Annotated in this window: 13 protein-coding genes; 6 read left to right on the plus strand and 7 right to left on the minus strand. The window is 59.6% G+C overall.

The features are described 5' to 3' along the window. Positions 1–7: 7 nt before the first annotated feature. From AC1EJ1_RS10255 to AC1EJ1_RS10265, 3 genes are all read right to left on the minus strand, one after another. A complete protein-coding gene (locus AC1EJ1_RS10255; RefSeq protein WP_227469036.1) occupies positions 8–2368 on the minus strand; it encodes a 6-phosphofructokinase in 2361 nt (786 codons plus the stop codon). An 832-nt stretch (positions 2369–3200) separates the two neighbouring features. Further along, positions 3201–4418, minus strand: a complete 1218-nt coding sequence (locus AC1EJ1_RS10260) for an NADP-dependent isocitrate dehydrogenase (protein ID WP_070724904.1) — start codon at positions 4416–4418, stop codon at positions 3201–3203. 387 nt (positions 4419–4805) lie between these two features. Next, positions 4806–5126: a DUF3017 domain-containing protein gene (locus AC1EJ1_RS10265; RefSeq protein ID WP_285016298.1), complete on the minus strand. Its 321-nt coding sequence runs from the start codon at positions 5124–5126 to the stop codon at positions 4806–4808. A 303-nt stretch (positions 5127–5429) separates the two neighbouring features. On the opposite strand from AC1EJ1_RS10265, the gene pta reads away from it, so the two are divergent. The 4 genes from pta (at position 5430) to AC1EJ1_RS10285 (ending at position 8823) form a co-directional block, all read left to right on the plus strand. After that, positions 5430–6932 (plus strand): phosphate acetyltransferase, encoded by a 1503-nt coding sequence (gene pta / locus AC1EJ1_RS10270; protein ID WP_480295836.1) that lies wholly within the window; start codon positions 5430–5432, stop codon positions 6930–6932. A gap of 91 nt (positions 6933–7023) precedes the next feature. Continuing rightward, positions 7024–8229 carry an acetate/propionate family kinase gene (locus tag AC1EJ1_RS10275; protein WP_058237108.1) on the plus strand — a complete coding sequence of 402 codons (1206 nt, stop codon included), beginning with the start codon at positions 7024–7026 and terminating at the stop codon, positions 8227–8229. Positions 8230–8263: 34 nt separating this feature from the next. Continuing rightward, entirely contained in the window at positions 8264–8419 is a 156-nt protein-coding gene (locus AC1EJ1_RS10280; RefSeq protein ID WP_157886380.1) for a hypothetical protein, read from the plus strand. Beyond that, the gene (locus AC1EJ1_RS10285) at positions 8410–8823 is read left to right on the plus strand and encodes a hypothetical protein (RefSeq protein WP_070724894.1); all 414 of its coding nucleotides are present in this window, start codon (positions 8410–8412) and stop codon (positions 8821–8823) included. Before AC1EJ1_RS10280 ends, AC1EJ1_RS10285 begins: the two co-directional genes overlap by 10 nt. 60 nt (positions 8824–8883) lie before the next feature. Here the strand turns inward: AC1EJ1_RS10285 and AC1EJ1_RS10290 are convergent, their stop codons facing one another. From AC1EJ1_RS10290 to AC1EJ1_RS10300, 3 genes are all read right to left on the minus strand, one after another. Then, positions 8884–10227, minus strand: coding sequence for an MFS transporter (locus AC1EJ1_RS10290; protein ID WP_070724890.1), 1344 nt, complete (start codon positions 10225–10227; stop codon positions 8884–8886). A 299-nt stretch (positions 10228–10526) separates the two neighbouring features. Next, positions 10527–11915 carry a class II fumarate hydratase gene (locus tag AC1EJ1_RS10295; RefSeq protein WP_480295837.1) on the minus strand — a complete coding sequence of 463 codons (1389 nt, stop codon included), beginning with the start codon at positions 11913–11915 and terminating at the stop codon, positions 10527–10529. A gap of 160 nt (positions 11916–12075) precedes the next feature. Then, the gene (locus AC1EJ1_RS10300) at positions 12076–13119 is read right to left on the minus strand and encodes a LacI family DNA-binding transcriptional regulator (RefSeq protein ID WP_480295838.1); all 1044 of its coding nucleotides are present in this window, start codon (positions 13117–13119) and stop codon (positions 12076–12078) included. Between the two features lie 329 nt (positions 13120–13448). Here AC1EJ1_RS10300 and phoA point away from each other — a divergent pair, with 329 nt between their 5' ends. After that, positions 13449–16712, plus strand: a complete 3264-nt coding sequence (phoA, locus tag AC1EJ1_RS10305) for an alkaline phosphatase (protein ID WP_480295840.1) — start codon at positions 13449–13451, stop codon at positions 16710–16712. A gap of 286 nt (positions 16713–16998) precedes the next feature. Here the strand turns inward: phoA and AC1EJ1_RS10310 are convergent, their stop codons facing one another. Then, positions 16999–18123, minus strand: coding sequence for a GuaB3 family IMP dehydrogenase-related protein (locus AC1EJ1_RS10310; protein ID WP_058237114.1), 1125 nt, complete (start codon positions 18121–18123; stop codon positions 16999–17001). A 208-nt stretch (positions 18124–18331) separates the two neighbouring features. Here AC1EJ1_RS10310 and AC1EJ1_RS10315 point away from each other — a divergent pair, with 208 nt between their 5' ends. Beyond that, positions 18332–19039 carry an exonuclease domain-containing protein gene (locus AC1EJ1_RS10315; RefSeq protein WP_070724876.1) on the plus strand — a complete coding sequence of 236 codons (708 nt, stop codon included), beginning with the start codon at positions 18332–18334 and terminating at the stop codon, positions 19037–19039. Positions 19040–19291: the final 252 nt, after the last annotated feature.

The raw sequence follows: 19291 nt of genomic DNA on the forward strand, positions 1-19291 counted from the left end.
GCAGCGCTCACTCGCCATCAGCTGGAACAGGCTCAGCCAGCGAGATCGACACGTCGGTCAGTGGTGTATCTGAATGCTCCAAGGATACGGCAGACAGCACGGGCAGCAGTTCGAGCCACCATTGTTCAATTGGCCTGCGGTTCTCAGAGTCCAAATCAGCTGACATTGATTCTACCGGCCGCGCCTCAATGTCGTTTTCAATCATCCCGATATAGACCGCGCGGTGGTCATCAGCATCAAACTGTTCAGCCAGGTGCTTCAATGCGTAATACACGAGCCTTGTGGCGAGCAGTCGGTCAAAGGGAGTCGGTGCTCCTCCCTGCTGCAGATGGCCGAGGGCGGAGTCACGCACGTCGAAAAGCCCTTGACCTTCAGCTTCGAACACTGAGGCGAGGAATTCTCGGTCATAATGCGCGGACACTTCTTCATTGACAACCACCAGGAACAGGCGCCGACCTTCTTCGAACGCTCTGCGCATGCGCTTGGCGTCCTTGTCCAGATCGGCCAGGTCGAAATTGCGCTCATGGATGTAGGCGTATTCGGCGCCGGTTGCCATCGCGGCCATGAGGGTGAGGTAGCCGCAACGTCTGCCCATCGTCTCGGCAACAAAGCAGCGCCTCGATGCGGCAGCCGATTCCTTGATACGGTCCAGCGCCCACACAGCATTGTTCAGCGCGGTGTCAGCACCAATAGACAGCTCCGCGCCGGGAAGATTGTTGTCAATTGAGGCCGGCACCAGGATCATCGGAATCTTGAACGCTGGGTATCGTACCCGCTCAGCAGTCATATGTTGGACTGCCAGGTACGCGTTCAGTCCTCCGATAATGACGAGGGCGTCGATGCGGTTGCGTTCGATTGCACGGCCAATCTCATAGAACTGTTCCACTGTCGGAATCGCGCGGCGAGTGCCCAGCTCCGCACCACCGTGGAAGGCCCAGCCTTCTACGTCAGACCACGTGAGATCGCGGACTCTTCCATCCATCAGGCCTGACCATGATCCGTCAACGCCCAGCATCCGCCAGCCTCGTGCGATACCCAGACGAACCGCTGCGCGAGCTGCAGTGTTCATACCAGGTGCCAGTCCGCCGACATGCAGGATCGCGACTCGTTTCGCGTCGTCTGCAATCGTGATGTCAACCGGAGGCGCTGACAGTATCTCATTGACTTCCAGCATGGTTGAGAACGAGGAACCTCGCGCCTGCTGCGCTGCCGTATAGTCGCCAGCCGCGATCATCGCTTTGACGGAGCGTGTGCGTTTAATTGCTCTGGTGAGCGGAATACGAGTGACGCGATTGTGGCGCACGCCCAGCACACATGGGGAAAAATCGTCGCCTGCTTTCACAAGTTCCTGGACGGCTGCGTATCCGAGCAGTGTCGACATCCAACGGTCGTATGCCGAGGGTGATCCGCCTCGCTGAGTGTGGCCCGGGATTGTGATGCGGGGGTCTTCGCCTGTTCCTTCACGTAACGCGTCGGCCACGTTTTGCGTGGTGATTGGTTCGCCGTCTTGGTCGGTGGCTCCTTCTGCGACGAGGATCATCGATTCGCGTCGTCCGGCTGCGCGTCCTGCGAGGAGCTTGGAGCACATGTCTTCCTGCCAGCCGGGGCCTGCCGGGTTTTCCGGCGTAAATACATAATCCGCGCCGCCTGCCACTGCCGACATGAGCGGGAGGTACCCACAATGCCTGCCCATTACTTCGATGATGAAGGTACGTTGGTGCGATGCCGCGGTGGAGGATATGTGGTCGATGGCGTCGATGATGCGGTGCAGCGCGGTGTCCGCACCGATCGTCATATCTGTGCCGACCAGGTCGTTGTCGATGGATCCAACCAGGCCGACCACCCGAAGGTACTCATGGCGGCGGGCGTCCTCATCGCTGATTTCCCCCTCGTCGCGAAGCTCACGGATGTGTTGGGGCCACTCGTCCTGAAATTCTTCTGAGCCTGACAGGGAGCCGTCGCCGCCGATGGTGACGAGCCGGTCGATTCCGTTCCTGACAAGGTTCAGGACTGCGCGGTGGCGCCCCTCGTACTCGCGGAATTCGTCGCACCGTGCTGTGCCGATGATGGTTCCGCCTTCAGCGAGGATGCCTGACGCGTCTGACCATCCCATTTCCTTGATGGCGTCTCCGCCGCTGACAGCACCTGCCCACCCTTCCATAATGGCGTAGGGGTGCGCCCCGCGGGCCAGGCAGCTGCGAACAACGGCGCGCACGGCTCCGTTCATTCCTGGAGCGTCACCACCAGACGTGAGGACGCCGATTCGCGGAGCATCAGGATCTGTGTCGACCTGCGGCGTATTGGGATCATGCGTATTCGACGAATTATCGAGGGTCATTGCCTCGGTGCTGGTTGGCTCAGTCGACATGAAGTTCCTCCAAAATCGTACCGGTGCGTCTGCGTTGCTGGCCTCGCAGGTCACGAAGTTCAGCATGCCCGTAACTAGACTACCGTCAATTGGCCCCATGGGGCATCTCGCAATTGCCCGCTCATCGTGTCAGTGACGGCCACCGCGGCGCCAGTGAATTCTCGCTTCACCATTGCGACACGCGTTCCTCCCTTCGCCCGTTTCTTTCCCCCTCACTTTCCCCCCTCGCCCCTCTTCATTCCCCTGCCCCCTCACGTCGTTGCCTTTTTCCCCCTCTCCTTCTCTTCGCCCCCTTTGCCCTCTTCGCCCCCTTCTGTCGATCAGGACGAGGTACGAGGGTGACCTGATCAGTTTTCATCACCATCGATGCAGTTCAGAGCGGTTCGCCTGAAAAAGAGTTACCAGTTCAGCCGCCCAGATCGACAGTTGTGTAAGTGGAGGGGATGGGTGGAATGGTCTCGCATCAGATCGACAGTTGTGTAAGTGGCGGGGATGTGAGGAGTGGTCTCGCATCAGATCGACAGGTGGGTATATGGGAGGGCGCCAACAATGCGTAGTAGACGAGGACTGCGCGCGAGTGCACCCACTTAGCCGATGGGCCTGAGTGCGGTTAACGCTTTGCGAGGCTGCGCGCGAGTGCACCGACTATGCACACCAGCACAGGACACCGACTATGCACACCAGCACAGGACACCGACTATGCACACCAGCACAGGACACCGACTATGCACACCTAAACGACAGGTCTCCGCGTACATCGACACACCGCATGAAAGAGCGGCGCAGCATCTGCCGTGGACACTGCGCCGCTCCTTCAGGTAACAGCTACGAGCTACTTCAATCTCGCCTGCAAGTTTTCGTCCAGAGCTGTCAGGAACTCTTCCGTTGTCAACCACTGCTGATCCGGTCCGATCAGTCGTGCCAGATCCTTCGTCATCTGGCCGCCCTCGACAGTCTTGATAACGACGTCTTCAAGGGTCTGCGCAAACTCGGTCACTTCCGGCGTTGAGTCCAGCTTGCCGCGGTGTGCCAGGCCTCGGGTCCACGCGAAAATCGAGGCAATCGGGTTGGTGGAAGTCGGCTTGCCAGCCTGATGCTGACGGTAGTGGCGCGTAACTGTTCCGTGAGCGGCCTCGGCCTCCATCGTCTTGCCATCTGGGGTGAGCAGAACTGACGTCATGAGGCCCAGGGAGCCGAATCCCTGTGCAACGGTGTCGGATTGGACATCCCCGTCATAGTTCTTACACGCCCAGATGTACCCGCCTTCCCACTTCAGTGACGAGGCGACCATGTCGTCGATCAGACGGTGCTCGTACGTCAGTCCTGCTTTTTCAAACTCGGCCTTGAATTCGTGGTCGAAAATGTCCTGGAAGATGTCTTTGAATGCCCCATCGTAGGCCTTCAAAATGGTGTTCTTCGTTGACAGGTAGACGGGGTATCCGCGCTGCAGTCCGTATGCGAATGAGGCGCGCGCAAAGTCGGCAATCGATTCGTTGAAGTTGTACATGCCCATGGCAACGCCGCCACCCTCGGGCACCTTGACGACCTCATGTTCGATGGGCTCAGATCCGTCTTCAGGGGTAAAGGTAATCGTGACCGTGCCGGCCGAGGGAATCTTGAAGTCTGTTGCGCGGTACTGATCGCCAAATGCGTGACGTCCCACAACGATTGGCTTGGTCCATCCAGGAACAAGGCGCGGAACGTTCGAGATGATGATGGGTTCGCGGAAAATGACGCCACCGAGGATGTTGCGAATCGTGCCGTTGGGAGAACGCCACATCTTCTTCAAACCGAATTCTTCGACACGCGCCTCGTCAGGAGTGATGGTGGCGCATTTGACGCCGACACCGTGTTCCTGGATAGCGTGCGCTGCATCGATCGTCACCTGGTCGTCGGTGGCATCGCGGTTCTGGATCGACAGGTCGTAGTAGCGCAAGTCGACGTCCAAGTACGGGTGGATGAGGCGATCTTTGATGAATTGCCAGATGATCCGTGTCATTTCATCGCCGTCAAGTTCGACGATTGGTCCTTGTACCTTAATGGTTGACATTGTCGGACTGCTCCTTACGGTCTTCAGATCTTCGCAATCAGCACGCCATCTACAGCGCGCGCGGTGATGTGGTTCACCTAAAAAGAAGATTACTCGATATCGAGATATCTTTCAGCACTCTGGCAGGTTTTTGCTCTCGATGGCCGGCTTCGCGCGTGGCACCCGGGCTGGTGTGATTTCTGGCGAGGGATGCAGGGCTTTGACAAGCGAAGATTGTGACGATGAGTGCAGGGCCTGGGCAGGCAAAGATTTTGCCGAGGGATGCTGGGCCTGAGCTGGAGACAGTTGCAGAAGTGAGCCGACGGGGCGCATCAAATCTAGCTGGCCAGGGCTGCAGAACCCGAGCTTTCGGTGGCGAAGGAGTCCGACTGGCGGAGCTCGCCACACCTAGCTGGCGACGGTCGCAGTAAAGGGCGAGAGGAACCAGATGGCGCTCGCCAAACCGGCGTACAACGCGACGTCGAAGAAGCGGCGACGCGAGCCGAACCACACAGGAGTTGGCCATATCGCCCGCGTTACAGCAAAGACATACAACATCACAATCAGCACAACCACCGCCCGATGCGGATGGTCGAACAGCGTGAAGACCACCATCGTCACCACGCCAAGGCACGTCAAAATAATCGTCGCGGTTCGCAGTATCGCGTTCATGCGACGATCGAGCGGATGCGTCCGACCGTGCTCGGAGCCGGCTTCAGATGTACTCATTGCCTTTACTGTATCGGCTCTGCTTCGTCACACCTACTGCGCCACATCAAGTGACAGAGTCGGCACCGTGCACGCCACCTGAACAAGGCAGCACACACGAACAATCCATGCGTCGCGCACACATCCATCACAAAGACCTCAAAAGGAGACGCACACCACTGAAGTGCCCCAAACGTGGGCACATCCACAACGTTTTGCCCCAAGATTACGGCATGGGTCACGCTCGCGGCGATACCATGAAACCAGTGTCCCGTCGTCGCGAATCCGGTGAGGGACTTCCTCGTAGTAGAGCTAGGAGAGACAGTGACCGACCGCTACCTCGTCATTCAACCCGAACCTACCGTCAACGCTGCACAGATATGCGATGACCTCGTATCTGCACTGGAAAAGGACCACTCAGTGACCCGTGCGGACACCCTCCTGGGCACTTCCATCACAGAGGTTGCGCAGGACTCCGCTTCAGCTTTCGCTCACGTCATCAACGCCGTTCGCGCCGATTCATCCGACGTAACCCTGCTCGAACATGCAGACTTTTCCGCAGTGCCCACTTTCGATTCAATCGGATGGAGCCTTGACGTCGCAGCCTCCGTAGGTGCGCGCGTCATCCTCGTCCTCGATGCCGAGGGCGTCCCTGCTGACCTCGTGAGCGTGCAGGCCCAGGCGGCATGCGCTCGCGCCAGAGCCCACCACGCACAAGTCGTGGCGCTGATCGTTCCGGGCGTGCGCGCCGAATCCGTTTCATGCGATCAGATTCCCGTCATTTCGGACCGCCTCGACCAGAACACCGTGGAGCAGATTACCTCGGCAAAACTGGCAGGTGTCGTGACCCCCGTGTCATTCCAGGCTGACCTCATTGATCGTGCCCGCGCCGATCGCCAGCGCATCGTCCTTCCTGAGCCTGATGACGATCGCGTTCTGCAGGCGGCTGCTGAGGTGCTCGAACTGGGCATTGCCGACATTATTCTGCTGGGCGATGAAGCTGCCATCCGCGAGCGCGCACAGCAGCTCAACCTTGACATCGCAGCCGCGCGCGTCGTGGCACTCGACGATGCTGAACTGGTCGAAAAGTACGCCGAAGAATTTGCTCGCCTGCGCGCTAAGAAGGGCGTCACCATTGAGCAGGCCCGCGAGAAGATCCGCGACGTGTCCTACTTCGGCACGATGATGGTGCACATGGGCGATGCTGACGGCATGGTGTCCGGTGCAGCTCACACCACGGCTCACACGATTGTGCCCTCCTTCCAAATCATCAAGACGGCACCGGGCGTGTCGATCGTTTCCTCCGTGTTCCTCATGCTGATGAAGGATCGCGTGTGGGTCTTTGGCGACTGCGCCGTCAACCCGAACCCCACGCCAGAACAGATCGCTGACATCGCGATTTCATCAGCTAAGACTGCCGAGCAATTCGGCGTGGAACCGCGCGTCGCAATGCTGTCCTACTCGACGGGCACGTCCGGCTCCGGCCCCGATATCGACGCAACTGTGGAGGCCACGCGTCTTGCCCGAGAAAAGGCCCCCGAGCTGGCCATCGAAGGCCCGATTCAGTTCGATGCTGCGGTGGATCCGGCGGTTGCCGCCAAGAAGGCGCCCGATTCTGATGTTGCCGGACAGGCGAACGTGTTCATCTTCCCGTCACTGAATGCCGGCAATATCGGCTACAAGGCCGTCCAGCGCTCGTCTGGCGCCGTGGCTGTCGGCCCGGTGCTGCAGGGGCTGAACAAGCCCGTCAACGATTTGTCTCGAGGAGCTTTGGTGGAAGACATCGTCAACACCATCGCTCTGACCGCTGTCCAGGCACAAGGCTGAGCAGTAGTCAGGTGGTGCGCCGCCACTCCAGGCGCACCACCAGATCCCATTTGTCACTATTTACGGAAACTTCCAACGAAAGGCCACCCGCGTGTCCACAGTTCTGGTCATCAACTCCGGATCGTCCTCCATTAAATATCAGCTGATCAACCCCGTGTCGGGAGACGTCCTCGCCAAAGGAATCGTCGAACGAATCGGTGAGCCGGTCGGCATCATCACGCACAAGCATGCGGGCGAGGAACTCGTTCGTAAAGAGCCGGTCCCCGATCACGGTGATGGGCTGCAGAAGGTTCTCGCCATTTTTGACGAGGTTGGCCCCACGCTTGCTGAAGCTGGGATTGTGGCCGTTGGCCACCGAATCGTGCAGGGCGGATCCTACTTCGATGGGCCCGCACTGGTGGACGATCATGTGCGCGCGTTGATTGAAAAGCTGTGCACGCTGGCACCGTTGCACAACCCTGCACACCTCAAAGGCATCGATGTTGCGCGTGAGCTGATGCCCGACGTACCGCACGTGGCAGTCTTTGACACCGCGTTCTTCCAGCATCTGCCCGAGGCGTCGGCAATGTATGCGATTGACCGCGATGTTGCCCGCCAGTACGGTATCCGCCGCTATGGTGCTCATGGCACGTCTCACCAGTTCGTCTCCGAAGAGGTTTCCAAGATGCTGGGCCGCGATGACCTCAAGCAGATTGTGCTGCACTTGGGCAACGGCGCGTCGGCCTCGGCCGTGGACAGCGGGCGCGCGATCGACACCTCGATGGGGTTGACGCCTCTGGAGGGCCTGGTGATGGGCACTCGTTCAGGCGACATCGATCCAGCTGTTGTGTTCCACCTGCAGCGCGAAGCAGGTATGACAGTTGATCAGGTTGACGAATTCCTCAACAAGCGCTCCGGCATGAAGGGCATGACCGGCGAAGCTGACATGCGCACCAACTGGGAGCTCATTGAAAACGGTCCTGAGGAGATTTCCAAGCGCGCACGCGCGGGCATGGATGTGTACATTCATCGCCTGGTAAAATATGTGGGCGCGTACTGGACGGAGCTGGGCGGACTGGACGCCTTGACGTTTACCGCTGGCATTGGCGAAAACGATCCGGGCGTGCGTGAAGAGCTATGTGATGCCCTCGCACCGTTCGGTGTGAAGATCAACCATGATCTGAACTGGGAAAACTGGCATGTCAAGGCTCCGATCGTCCTGTCACACCCTGATTCGTCAGTCACCGTTTTGTGCTACCCCACCAACGAGGAGCTGGCGATTGCACGTCAGGCTTTGAGCCTGGCTCAGCATGACTGAAAGAACAGGTTCCCGGAAGCGCTCCTGAGGAGACATGTCTGAGGTATTCCTCTCGGATCTGGCTCCTCGGGGCGTGACCGGATTCCCTTCCTCTGATATTCGGAGGAGGAACGATGAACCGATGGTGCTGCGCACAGATGTGATCGCTGCCCTGCGCATTGATACAGAAAGTACGGAGACATGGCTCTAGCTGTTTTCACCATCTTCGCGTGGGTCAGCGCGGCTATTTTGCTGGCTGCCGGCGGCTACCTTATCAACCAGGCCCGGCGTATTCGACGCCCTGACCTCCCCATGGGATCATCGTGGGGTATCCCGATTGAAGAAGCGCGCGTCAGCGAAGGAGCATGGCGTGCCGCTCATCGTGCAGCGTGGCCACTGGTCGGTGCCGCCGGTATCATCTGTGCCGTCCACTCCATTGCAATCATCATGACGTTGTTGTTTATGGGCGACGATTTTTCTTCTTTTGTCCTGATCCTGATCTGCATGGGTCTGTTCACCGCTGCACTGGTGCAATGGTTGGCGCGTGCTGGAGCGAAGTCTGCGGCACGCGCAGCTGTGGCTTCAGAATCTGACGTGGATTCTGACTCTGACTGAGCCGCGCCCAGCGCTGCTGCCCACTGCGAGGCACAGGCGCTTCGCTGGAAGTGCGGCGGCTTAGCTCAGTCGCCCTCGTCGATCGCGAGGGGCAATGATCCACGCCGTCGCCAATGTCAATGCGCCACTGACGGCAAGCACGGCCAGGACTGCCCGCAACGAAGTAGCTTCAACAATCATGCCCATGATCGGCGGCGACAGCAGAAACGCCAAGCGCATCAACCACGTCACGATTGTCAGGCCACTACCTGTTTTCATCCCGGGAATGTTGTCTGCCGCGTTCATGGCGATTGGCACAATTGCCGAGCATCCCGCACCGGCAAGAACCATCGCGAGGATCATCGTGGCCACATGCGGGTAGACGAAGGCAACAACACCGCCGACAAGCACCATGGCACCGCCTATGAAACTCGTCCCGCGCGCACCGATCGCGTCGATCACCTTGTCAGCAACGATTCGGCCGATGGCCTGCGAGAAGAGCAGCACGACAAACGCGAGTCCTGCAGCTCCACCGGGGATCCCCAGATAGTCGCGCATAATCAGAGCGGACCACGCGTTTCCGGCGTCTTCAACCAGCGTTCCTGAGATCGACAGGAATGTCAGCGTTGTGATGGCAACAAGAGTGCTGATGGCCACCGGACGTACCTGCTGCGTCTGAGTTGATTCCGCTTGGTCACTGGCGATATCGGGGCCTCCCGGTGTTGTGCGTCCCGACAATGTCATTGATTCGGCGTCGGTGATGCGTTCGATACGCTCCGGTACGTCATCGCTGCCGGGAAGGGTGAAGCGGTACGCAGTGAATCCGACAATGATGAAGATCAGTGATGAGCCGGTCAGGTGCCAGCCCAGCGGAATGTGCAGCGAGGTGGCGAGGGAGCCCATGAGGCCGCCAGCCACTGCACCGATGGACCACGCCGCGTGGAAGGAATTAATGATGGAACGCCCATAGAGTTTCTGTACACGCAGGCCGTGGGCATTTTGTCCCACGTCGGTCACGGAGTCGAACGCGCCGCCAGAGAAAAACATGACGGCGTACAGTATGTAGACGGCAGTGGCCAGTGTTGTTCCGGTTGCCTGCGCGCCAAGGGATGCGCGCCACGTGGCGATCAGTCCGACGATTGAGAGGAATACACCGATCCCCACGGTTCCCAGGCATGCTGTGCGAGCGGATGAAAAGCGGCGGATGAACGCTCCCGCCAGTGGTCCTGCGCAGATTGCTCCCAGTGGGAACAGTGCGATGGTCAGACCGTAAATTGAATCAGACAGCGCGAAGATGTCTTTGATTTCAGGGTACCTGGGTATCGGGTTCGAAAAAAGGGCACCGTTCGTGAAGAACAGCGCGGCGACAGCCAGGCGGGCTGCTCGTGCCTGCTGGAATGTCACTTTCTGATTCGTTGGGGGCACGTGTTCTCCTCAAGACCCGCACGGTAATTGACCTGTCGGTAGGACGCGTTCCATGCTAATCCTTTCGCAGGGCAGGCGCGAGAAATCATGGCGCTTCGTCATGCTCATCGGACACAGTACCGTCTCCTGATGCTGCCGGGATAGTACCGGGATGACGCCAGATGGTGCCGGGGGTGTTGCCGAGTGGTCGCTTGCATGCGACCACTCGGCGATTCAGCTGCCGCGCAGACAACAAAACGAGGGCGACTCAGCAGAGCCGCCCTCGTTCCTGACTTCAGTCAGTGTGATTCACCAACGAATCAGAATGAACCGGTCATTGAGTGAACATCCAGAGCCTTGTCCAGCTGTTCTTCGGTCAGCTCACCACGCTCCACGAATCCCAGGTCAAGGGCTGCCTCACGCACTGTGAGGCCCTTCTTGACGGAGTGCTTCGCGATCTTGGCAGCGTTTTCGTATCCGATCAGGCGGTTCAGCGGCGTCACGATTGACGGTGAGGACTGCGCCAGCGTCAGGCAGCGCTCTTCGTCCGCCACGATGCCGTCAATGCAGCGCTCGGCCAGTACTGCCGTCACGTTGCCCACGATGTTGATCGACTGCAGCAGATTGGCGGCCATCACGGGCAGCATCACCAGCAGGTCGAAGTTGCCCTGCGAACCGGCAAACGTGATTGCCGCATCGTTGCCAATGACCTGAGCGGCAACCTGCACAGTTGCTTCAGGCAGAACCGGATTGACCTTGCCGGGCATGATTGAGGAGCCTGGCTGCAAGTCGGGCAGGTGAATCTCACCAATACCGGCGCGCGGGCCGGAGCCCATCCACCGCAGATCGTTGGCGATCTTCACCAGCGACACAGCAACCGTGCGCAGCGCACCCGACAGTTCGACCAGCGAATCCTGAGCGGCCTGAGCCTCGAAGTGGTTGTCTGCTTCGCGCAATGGCAAGCCGGTGTGCTCCGCGATCAGTTCGATCACTCGAGCCGAGAAGCCCTCCGGCGTGTTGATGCCGGTGCCTACGGCCGTACCGCCCAGCGGCAATTCAGCCAGGCGGGGCAGCGCTGCTTCAATGCGATCCAGGCCGTGCGAGATCTGTGCTGCATATCCGGAGAATTCCTGGCCCAGCATGATCGGTGTGGCATCCATCAGGTGGGTGCGTCCCGACTTGACGATACTGGCAAATTCTTTCGCCTTGGCGTCCAGCGAGGCGTGCAGTTTCTTCAGTCCTGGCTGCAGCACCTCAACGACCGCCTGATATGCGGCGATATGGATCGAAGAGGGGAACACGTCATTGGAGGACTGCGAGGCGTTGACGTGGTCGTTCGGGTGAATCTCCTTACCGGAGGCACGGGTTGCCAGCGTGGCGATCACCTCGTTGGTGTTCATGTTTGACGACGTGCCCGAGCCGGTCTGGAAGATGTCGATCGGGAAGTTGTCGTCGTGCTGACCGGCGATGACCTCATCGGCGGCGGCAACGATGGCATCCGACGTTTCCTGGTCGATCACGCCGAGCTCCAGGTTGGCCAGCGCCGCTGCGCGCTTGATTTCGCCCAGAGCCGCAATGTGGTGGGAGTTCAGCCGCTCACCCGAGATCGGGAAGTTCTCCACTGCTCGCTGCGTCTGCGCGCGGTAGAGTGCGTCGGCGGGGACGCGAACCTCACCCATCGTGTCGTGCTCGATACGGTATTCAGTCATGAAAGCTCCTTGGGTGGAAAACTATGTCGTTCCTATTGTCCGTCATATTGCCCGCTTCGGCGAGGGACTTTCGTGGGACTGTCGGTGAAGCGCCTCGCACAGTCTGCCGTCGCGCGGATCGTACCTGCCCGAGCACGCTTGCTCCTCCGTCGCGCACAGGCTATTGACGAGGGCGGCCTTGTCCACCTGGCTCTGCCGTTGACTGGCGGACGATGAGGCGAGTTGGGACTGAACGCAGTGTCGGTGCGCCACCGTTGAGCATCTCAATAGCAAGGTCAACAGCATTGGCTCCCACTTTGTCCCAGTCTTGAATGACTGTGGTCAGCGGCGTCGGGAACTCCACTGCCTCGTCAATATTGTCAAAACCGATCAGCGAAACGTCCTCGGGAACGCGCAGACCGCGTTCTAGCAGGGCGCGAAATGCTCCCAGCGCCATCTGGTCGTTGGCCACGAAGATGGCGGTCGGCATGTCTGTGCGCTTCTCACACACCGCTTCAAGCAACGCGCTGCACGCCTGATAGCCCGATTGCGGACTCCAGTCACCGCGCCAGATGCGTCCTGCTGGAAGTTTAGATTCGGACAGTACCGCTTCATAGATGCGGCGTCGCGCCTGCGCGGAATAGGAGTCCGTCGGTCCGCTGATATGGTCAATGCGCCGGTGTCCCAGATCAATCAGGTGATGCATGGCGTCGCTTACGCCTGACGTTTGTTCGAAGTCAACGGCGCTTGCCTCGTCCCACAGGCGTGGGCCGAGGACGACCAAGGGGATGCCCTGCGGCAGGTGGAGAGCCGCGTCATCCTGGAATTGTGACGGGATAATGGCAATGGCAGCGTCCACAGTCATCTCACCGAGTTTGGTGAATGCGCCGTCAGTGGCGCGCCGAGTCGACGCCTGAAGCGGTATCAACGTGGTGGCGTATCCGCGCTCAGCTGCCGCCTCTGAAATGGCTTCAAGGGAACGGTAGTTCCCAACGTCATGCAGGGAGTAGTACACCACTCCCAGGGTGTCGAACGAGCCGCGTTTCATGGCGCGTGCCGCACTGTTGGGTCTGTATCCCAGTTCTTTCATCGCTTCGAAGACTCGTTGGCGTTTGTCGTCGACAACGTAGGGTTCGCCGTTTGAGACGCGTGAAACGGTCTGCGGGGAAACACCCGCAAGTTTGGCGACATCAGCCATTGACGCGCGCTTGCGACGAACCGGCATCTCATGTCCTTTCAGTCATCTCACCCTTGACCGCGCGCACCGCATGTGATTGATCAATCATCGTCGACGGTCGAGGGGTCCAGACCGCCACGAACAGACGGCATCTGGACGCGAGACCAGCGTTCTTTCTTGAATGATAGCGTCATCAGATTCGTCAGGCGGCACTTGGTGACCTGCATAGTTTTGAAGTGTTTACCTTTCTGTTACACGGTGTCACCGAACTGTTGCGTTGGGCTGCTTTGCTACAGATAGTTCGTCGTTACGCTTCTGCCTTTCCTTGCGTGCGCAGCGAAGAACATCCAGTAACACCTCCAGATGAAGGCAGGAAGATGCATTCACGTCGTAATCGGCGCGTGGGTCTGGCGTGTGGAACCGGTGCTCTGGCTCTGGTTCTGACACCCCTGTGCATGGCGGCAGGTGTCGCCGACTCCCCCACGACGCATGAGACCAACAAACCAGAACAATGCACTGCATTCGACTCCGATGGCAACGTTGTTGCTCTGCAGCCGGGCGATTGTGCGCAATACGGTGTGGAGGGTCAGGGACGCACTGACGCTCACGCAAAGAACGTTATTCTCATCATCGGCGACGGCATGGGCCAGCAGGAAATCACCGCTGCTCGTAACTACCTCGTCGGCGCTGCCGGCCGTTTCAAAGGAATCGACGAGCTGACCAGTGAGGGACTGTACACTCACCACTCGGTCAACAAGGACGGCTCGTTCAACTACGTCACCGACTCAGCTGCATCGGGTACCGCATGGGCAACAGGCACGAAGACCTACAACAATGCGATCAGCGTTGACATCAAGGGTCAGCCCGTCGCCAACCTCATCGAAGTGGCGAAGAACAAGGGCATGCGCACCGGTAACATCACGACGTCAGAGATCCAGGACGCAACACCTGCCGTCATGGGCGCTCACGTAACTGCTCGCTCGTGCTACGCCCCATCCGGCAAGAAGAAAGCGAAGTGCCCCGAAGATCAGCGCGTTAACGGCGGCCTGGGTTCCATTTCTGAGCAGCTCATCGATACCCGCGCCGACATCACCCTCGGCGGTGGCGCATCATTCTTCGACACAGAGGTCATGGCTGATTCCGGCAACACGAACCCGTTCCTGACCGGTAGCGCGAAGTACAACACTACCTGGATGAAGGGCGCAAGCGTCCTCGACAATGCCAAGAACAATGGCTACCAGGTGGTGACCACCGCTGACGAACTGAATCAGGTGACCGTAGCTAACCAAGATACCCCTGTTCTGGGCCTCTTCGCACCAAGCAACATGACGACCACCTTCGCGCCGTCACAGGCCACGATTGGCGGAGCGAAGGGCGAGGCCATCCAGTGCACGAAGCAGGACATCGGCACTGAGCCTGAACTGGAAGCCATGACCGACAAGGCTATCGAACTCCTGAACAAGGACAACGATAAGGGCTTCTTCCTCCAGATCGAGTCTGCCTCCATCGACAAGCGCGACCACGCGTCAGACGCATGCGGCCAGATCGGTGAGACCGAGCGCCTTGACCAGGCAACCCAGGCTGCCCTCGAATTCGCCAAGCGGGATGGTCAGACGCTGGTCATCGTCACTGCTGATCACTCTCACACAAGCCAGATCGTGGCTGATGGTTCCGACAACGTCTCCCCGGTGACGCGCCTGCTCACCGCTGACAATTCCACCATGAGCATCGCGTATGGCACGAATGCCAGCGGGTCGCAGCAGCACACGGGCGCTCAGTTGCGCATCGCTGCTTTCGGTCCGGGTGAAGAAAATGTTCTGGGTCAGACCGACCAAACCGACCTGTTCTTCACCATCGCCAATGCTCTGAACATGAACCCATACCTGAACAGTGCAGGCAACGGATCCAGCGCCCGCACCGCAGTGCCCACAGGAACGCTGCCAAAGCCCGTTCCCGCTCAGGATGCATTCACCACCTGCAGGATTGTTGAAAAGGACGGCACGGTTCACGTGCCCGCAGCCGGCGAATGTTCACAGTACGGTGCAGACGGCCCGCAGCGTTCAGGTTCTGAAGGCGAAGCCAAGAACGTCATCTTGTTCATCGGAGACGGCATGGGCGATTCGGAAATCACCTCCGCGCGCAACTACCTGTACGGTGCAAACGGACGCCTGCCCGGAGTCGACAATCTCGACTACACAGGCTCCTACACGCACTTCGCACTCAATAAGGACGGCACAGTCAACTACGTGACCGACTCGGCTGCCTCCGCCAGCGAATGGTCAACAGGTACCAAGACCTACAACGGCGCGATCGGTGTGGACCTGCAGGGAAATGCTGTGTCAAACCTGATGGAGAAGGCGAAAGCGGCCGGGTACAAGACCGGTAACGTCACCACCTCTGAAATCCAGGACGCCACACCTGCCGGCGCTGCCGTTCACGCACTGAACCGCAAGTGCTACGGACCTGAATACGACAAGAACAGCAGCTCCTGCCAGGGTGATGAGTACCTGAAGCAGTTCCGTGAAAACGGCGGACTCGGATCGATCTCCGAGCAGCTCGTGGACGTGCGCGCTGACGTGACACTGGGCGGTGGCGCAAAGGCCTTCGACCAGACAGTTCAGGTTGACGGCACATGGGGCGACACCACGAAGTGGACTGCCGGCAAGTCCGTCGTCGACAACGCCAGGGACAACGGTTTCCAGGTGGTCACCACCGCCGATGAGCTTGATGCTGTCACCAACGCCAACCAGGATGCACCTGTTCTGGGACTGTTCTCCCCCGGCAACATGCCCCGCATGTTCAACGAGACGGTTCCGACCACGGATGGCGCTTCGCTTCCGGCCCAGTCCTGTGAGTTCAACCCGGAGCGCACCGCGGAGATCCCCACACTGGCAGCAATGACTAAGAAGGCCATCAACCTGCTGCAGAACGACAAGGGCTTCTTCCTGCAGGTGGAGGCAGCCTCGATCGACAAGGCCGATCATGCTGCTGACGCATGCGGCCAGATCGGCGAGCTCGACGACCTCGACCAGGCCATCCAGGTGGCACAGAACTGGGTCGCCGCCAGCGGCCAGCCAACCCTGATTGTGGTAACCGCTGATCACGCGCATACCAGCCAGATCACCAGCGGGGGCACCGAGACATTCGGCCGCACCACCAAGCTGCGCACAGCCGATGGCTCCGACATGGTGATCAACTACGCCAACGCTGGAAGCAACGACGATGACGTGGCTCTCGGCGGCCAGGGACACACCGGTGCACAGCTGCGCGTCGCAGCCTCCGGCCCGGGTGCTGAGAACGTTGTGGGTCGCACCGACCAGTCCGACCTGTACTACACGATGATCAATGCTCTTGGCTTTGATTCCGCGCCGCTGGCTGTCGATAATCAATTCGTCGCCACGTCAGAGACCCCTGACCAAGGCAAAGGAAAGGGCACCGATCCTGCCGGCGGTAAGGGTCAGGTCAAGCCCGACACCACTGGTAAGGGCCAAGGCACCGATGCTGGCGACAAGAAGTACGCTGCCAGCCGTCCGGGAATGGCACGCACCGGCTCAACCGCAATTCCGCTCGCGGCCGCAGCTGCTGTGCTCGTCACGCTCGGCGCTGGCGCAGGTCTGTACACGCGTCGCCGCTCACACTAATCCCTAAGCTCCTTCGCGGAGCGCTCGCCGTGCCTCAGGGGCCTCACATGTGAGTTTTTCGCCCGGCGAGCTCACGCAGTCGCCCTCGTCAATTACTGACGAGGGCAACTTGCTGTCCAGAAACGATACCTGTTGTCTGAAACAAGCAGCGGAGGGGTGTACGAGGTTATGCAAGGGTCGGCCTGCTGTACGCAGGCCTTAATAACGACACGCAGGCGTTTGCGAGGGGCGTAGGAGCTGGCCGCCCACTGTGCGGCGCGTGTATCTCTTGGCGGCCCGCGGGCGGCTACGAGGGCGTATAGGGGCTGACCACAACTTCGACACGCTGCAAATCCTTGACTTCCGAAAATCCGGTCGACGCCATCGTGCGCCGCAACGCGCCTACGAAGTTCAGTGAACCGTCCGCCCTGGTGGAAGGGCCGTAGAGGATCTGTTTCATCGAGCCGACTGTGCCGACGTAGGCGCGGTGGCCTCGCGGCATATCCGGGTGGGTGGCCTCGGAGCCCCAATGCCATCCGCGGCCCGGAGCCTCCTCCGCGCGGGCCAGAGCTGCGCCCAGCATCACTGCGTCAGCGCCGCAGGCAATCGCCTTGGTCATATCGCCTGAGCGCCCTATACCACCATCGGCGATGACATGCACATATCGGCCACCCGACTCGTCCATGTAGTCGCGTCGCGCGGCCGCGACATCAGCGATTGCCGTTGCGGTGGGAGCATGAACACCCAGCGACTGGCGCGTCGAATGTGCCGCTCCCCCACCAAAGCCGACCAAAACTCCCGCTGCGCCAGTGCGCATGAGGTGCAGGGCAGCGGTCGTGGTGCACACGCCGCCAACGATGACCGGCACATCCAGCTCGTAGATGAAGCGCTTGAGGTTGAGCGGCTCACGGTGAGAGGACACGTGTTCGGCGGAAACGGTGGTTCCGCGAATGACGAAGAGATCCACACCTGCCTCGACCACTGAGCGCCAGTAGCGCTGAGTGCGCTGGGGCGACAATTTACCGGCGACTACCACTCCGGCCTGGCGAATTTCTTGTAGGCGTGCAGTGATGAGCTCAGGTTTAATCGGCTCAGAGTAGATCTGCTGCAGGCGCGCAATCGAGTGTTCTTCATCCAGCTGTTCGATTTCTTCGAGAACGGCGTCCGCATCCTCATACCGTGTCCACAGGCCGTCGAGGTCGAGCACGCCGATTCCACCGAGTTTGCCGAACTCGATCGCGGTTTTCGGACTCATCACCGAGTCCATGGGCGCTGCCATGATCGGGATATCCACGTGGTACGCGTCAATTTGCCAGCCGACGTTGACGTCCTCAGGATCGCGGGTGCGTCTGGCTGGGATCAGTGCGATGTCATCGAGCGAATAGGCTCGCCGGCCGCGTTTTCCTCTGCCGATTTCAACTTCATAGCTCACACTTCGATCCTAGCTGTCCGGGTGGATGTAGTGTTCGATTCACATGAGCGCTGTCATGATAGTGCAGCTCAGCACGGGGATAGTTCACAAATGCCCACGCTTCAGTGCACACTGGACATCGACAGGCAGCACAGCTAAGCGACTGACAGATCGACCTGTCAGTGGGTGGATCAGCTCGCCAAGGGCAGCACAAGAAAAGGAGCAGAAAATGACGTGGACCAATGAGCCGTGGCTTGGCTTTGACCTCGAAACAACCGGCGTCAATGTCGATGAAGACCGACTTGTCACGGCCGCCCTCGTACGTCGCGAGCACGGTGTGATGGACGCTGGAAGAGACGAGGTGCGCACGTGGCTGGCCGATCCTGGCATCGAGATTCCCGCGAGGGCGTCGGAGGTTCACGGGATTTCGACCGCGTATGCGCGCGAGCATGGCCGCCCGATCGTCGAAGTGCTTGACGAGGTAGCCTCTGCGCTGGTCGATCACTGGTCGAACGGCTTCCCGGTTGTTGCGTTTAATGGTTCGTATGACGTGAGTTTGCTTGATGCTGAGCTGCGGCGTCATGGTGCGGGCTCACTCGCGGAACGGTTAGGGGGCGAACCCGCGCCGTTGCTGGATCCGCTCGTGCTGGATCGGGCGCTCAATCGCTATCGAAGGGGCAAACGAACGTTGGCTATTCTCGCACCGGCATACGGGGTGCCGCTGGATGAAAACGCGCACACTGCGGAAGTTGATGTTGCCATGACCTTAGATCTGTTGGCAGCGATCGCTCGTGCGTACCCGCAGATCACGACCATGAGTGGCGCCGAGGTCCATGCCTTTGAGAAGCGTGCGCACCGTGAATGGGCGATCCATTTTGAAGAATTCCTGCGCTCGAAGGGGCGTGTGGAGCACATCAACACTGAGTGGCCGCTGTAGCCGACGGTTTACCCGCACTGTATTCGACGTTTTCACTGTCCGTCTGTGCTGGCGTGCCGCGGTGCTGTGGCCGGCCAAGCTGCAGTCTTGTCATGTTGGCATGCTGCCGACTTAGTTGTACATGCAGCACCAGTGCCACCTGTCACTAAGCAGATGTGCAGACTCTCTAGTTCTCTAGCCCTCTCCTCCGCTCAGTCGCTGCTTTTCCCTGTTGGCTTGGCGTTCTCTTCTCGTGGGTTAGTGTCCGTGGGC

The organism is Pauljensenia sp. C0170B4 (assembly GCF_056590235.1).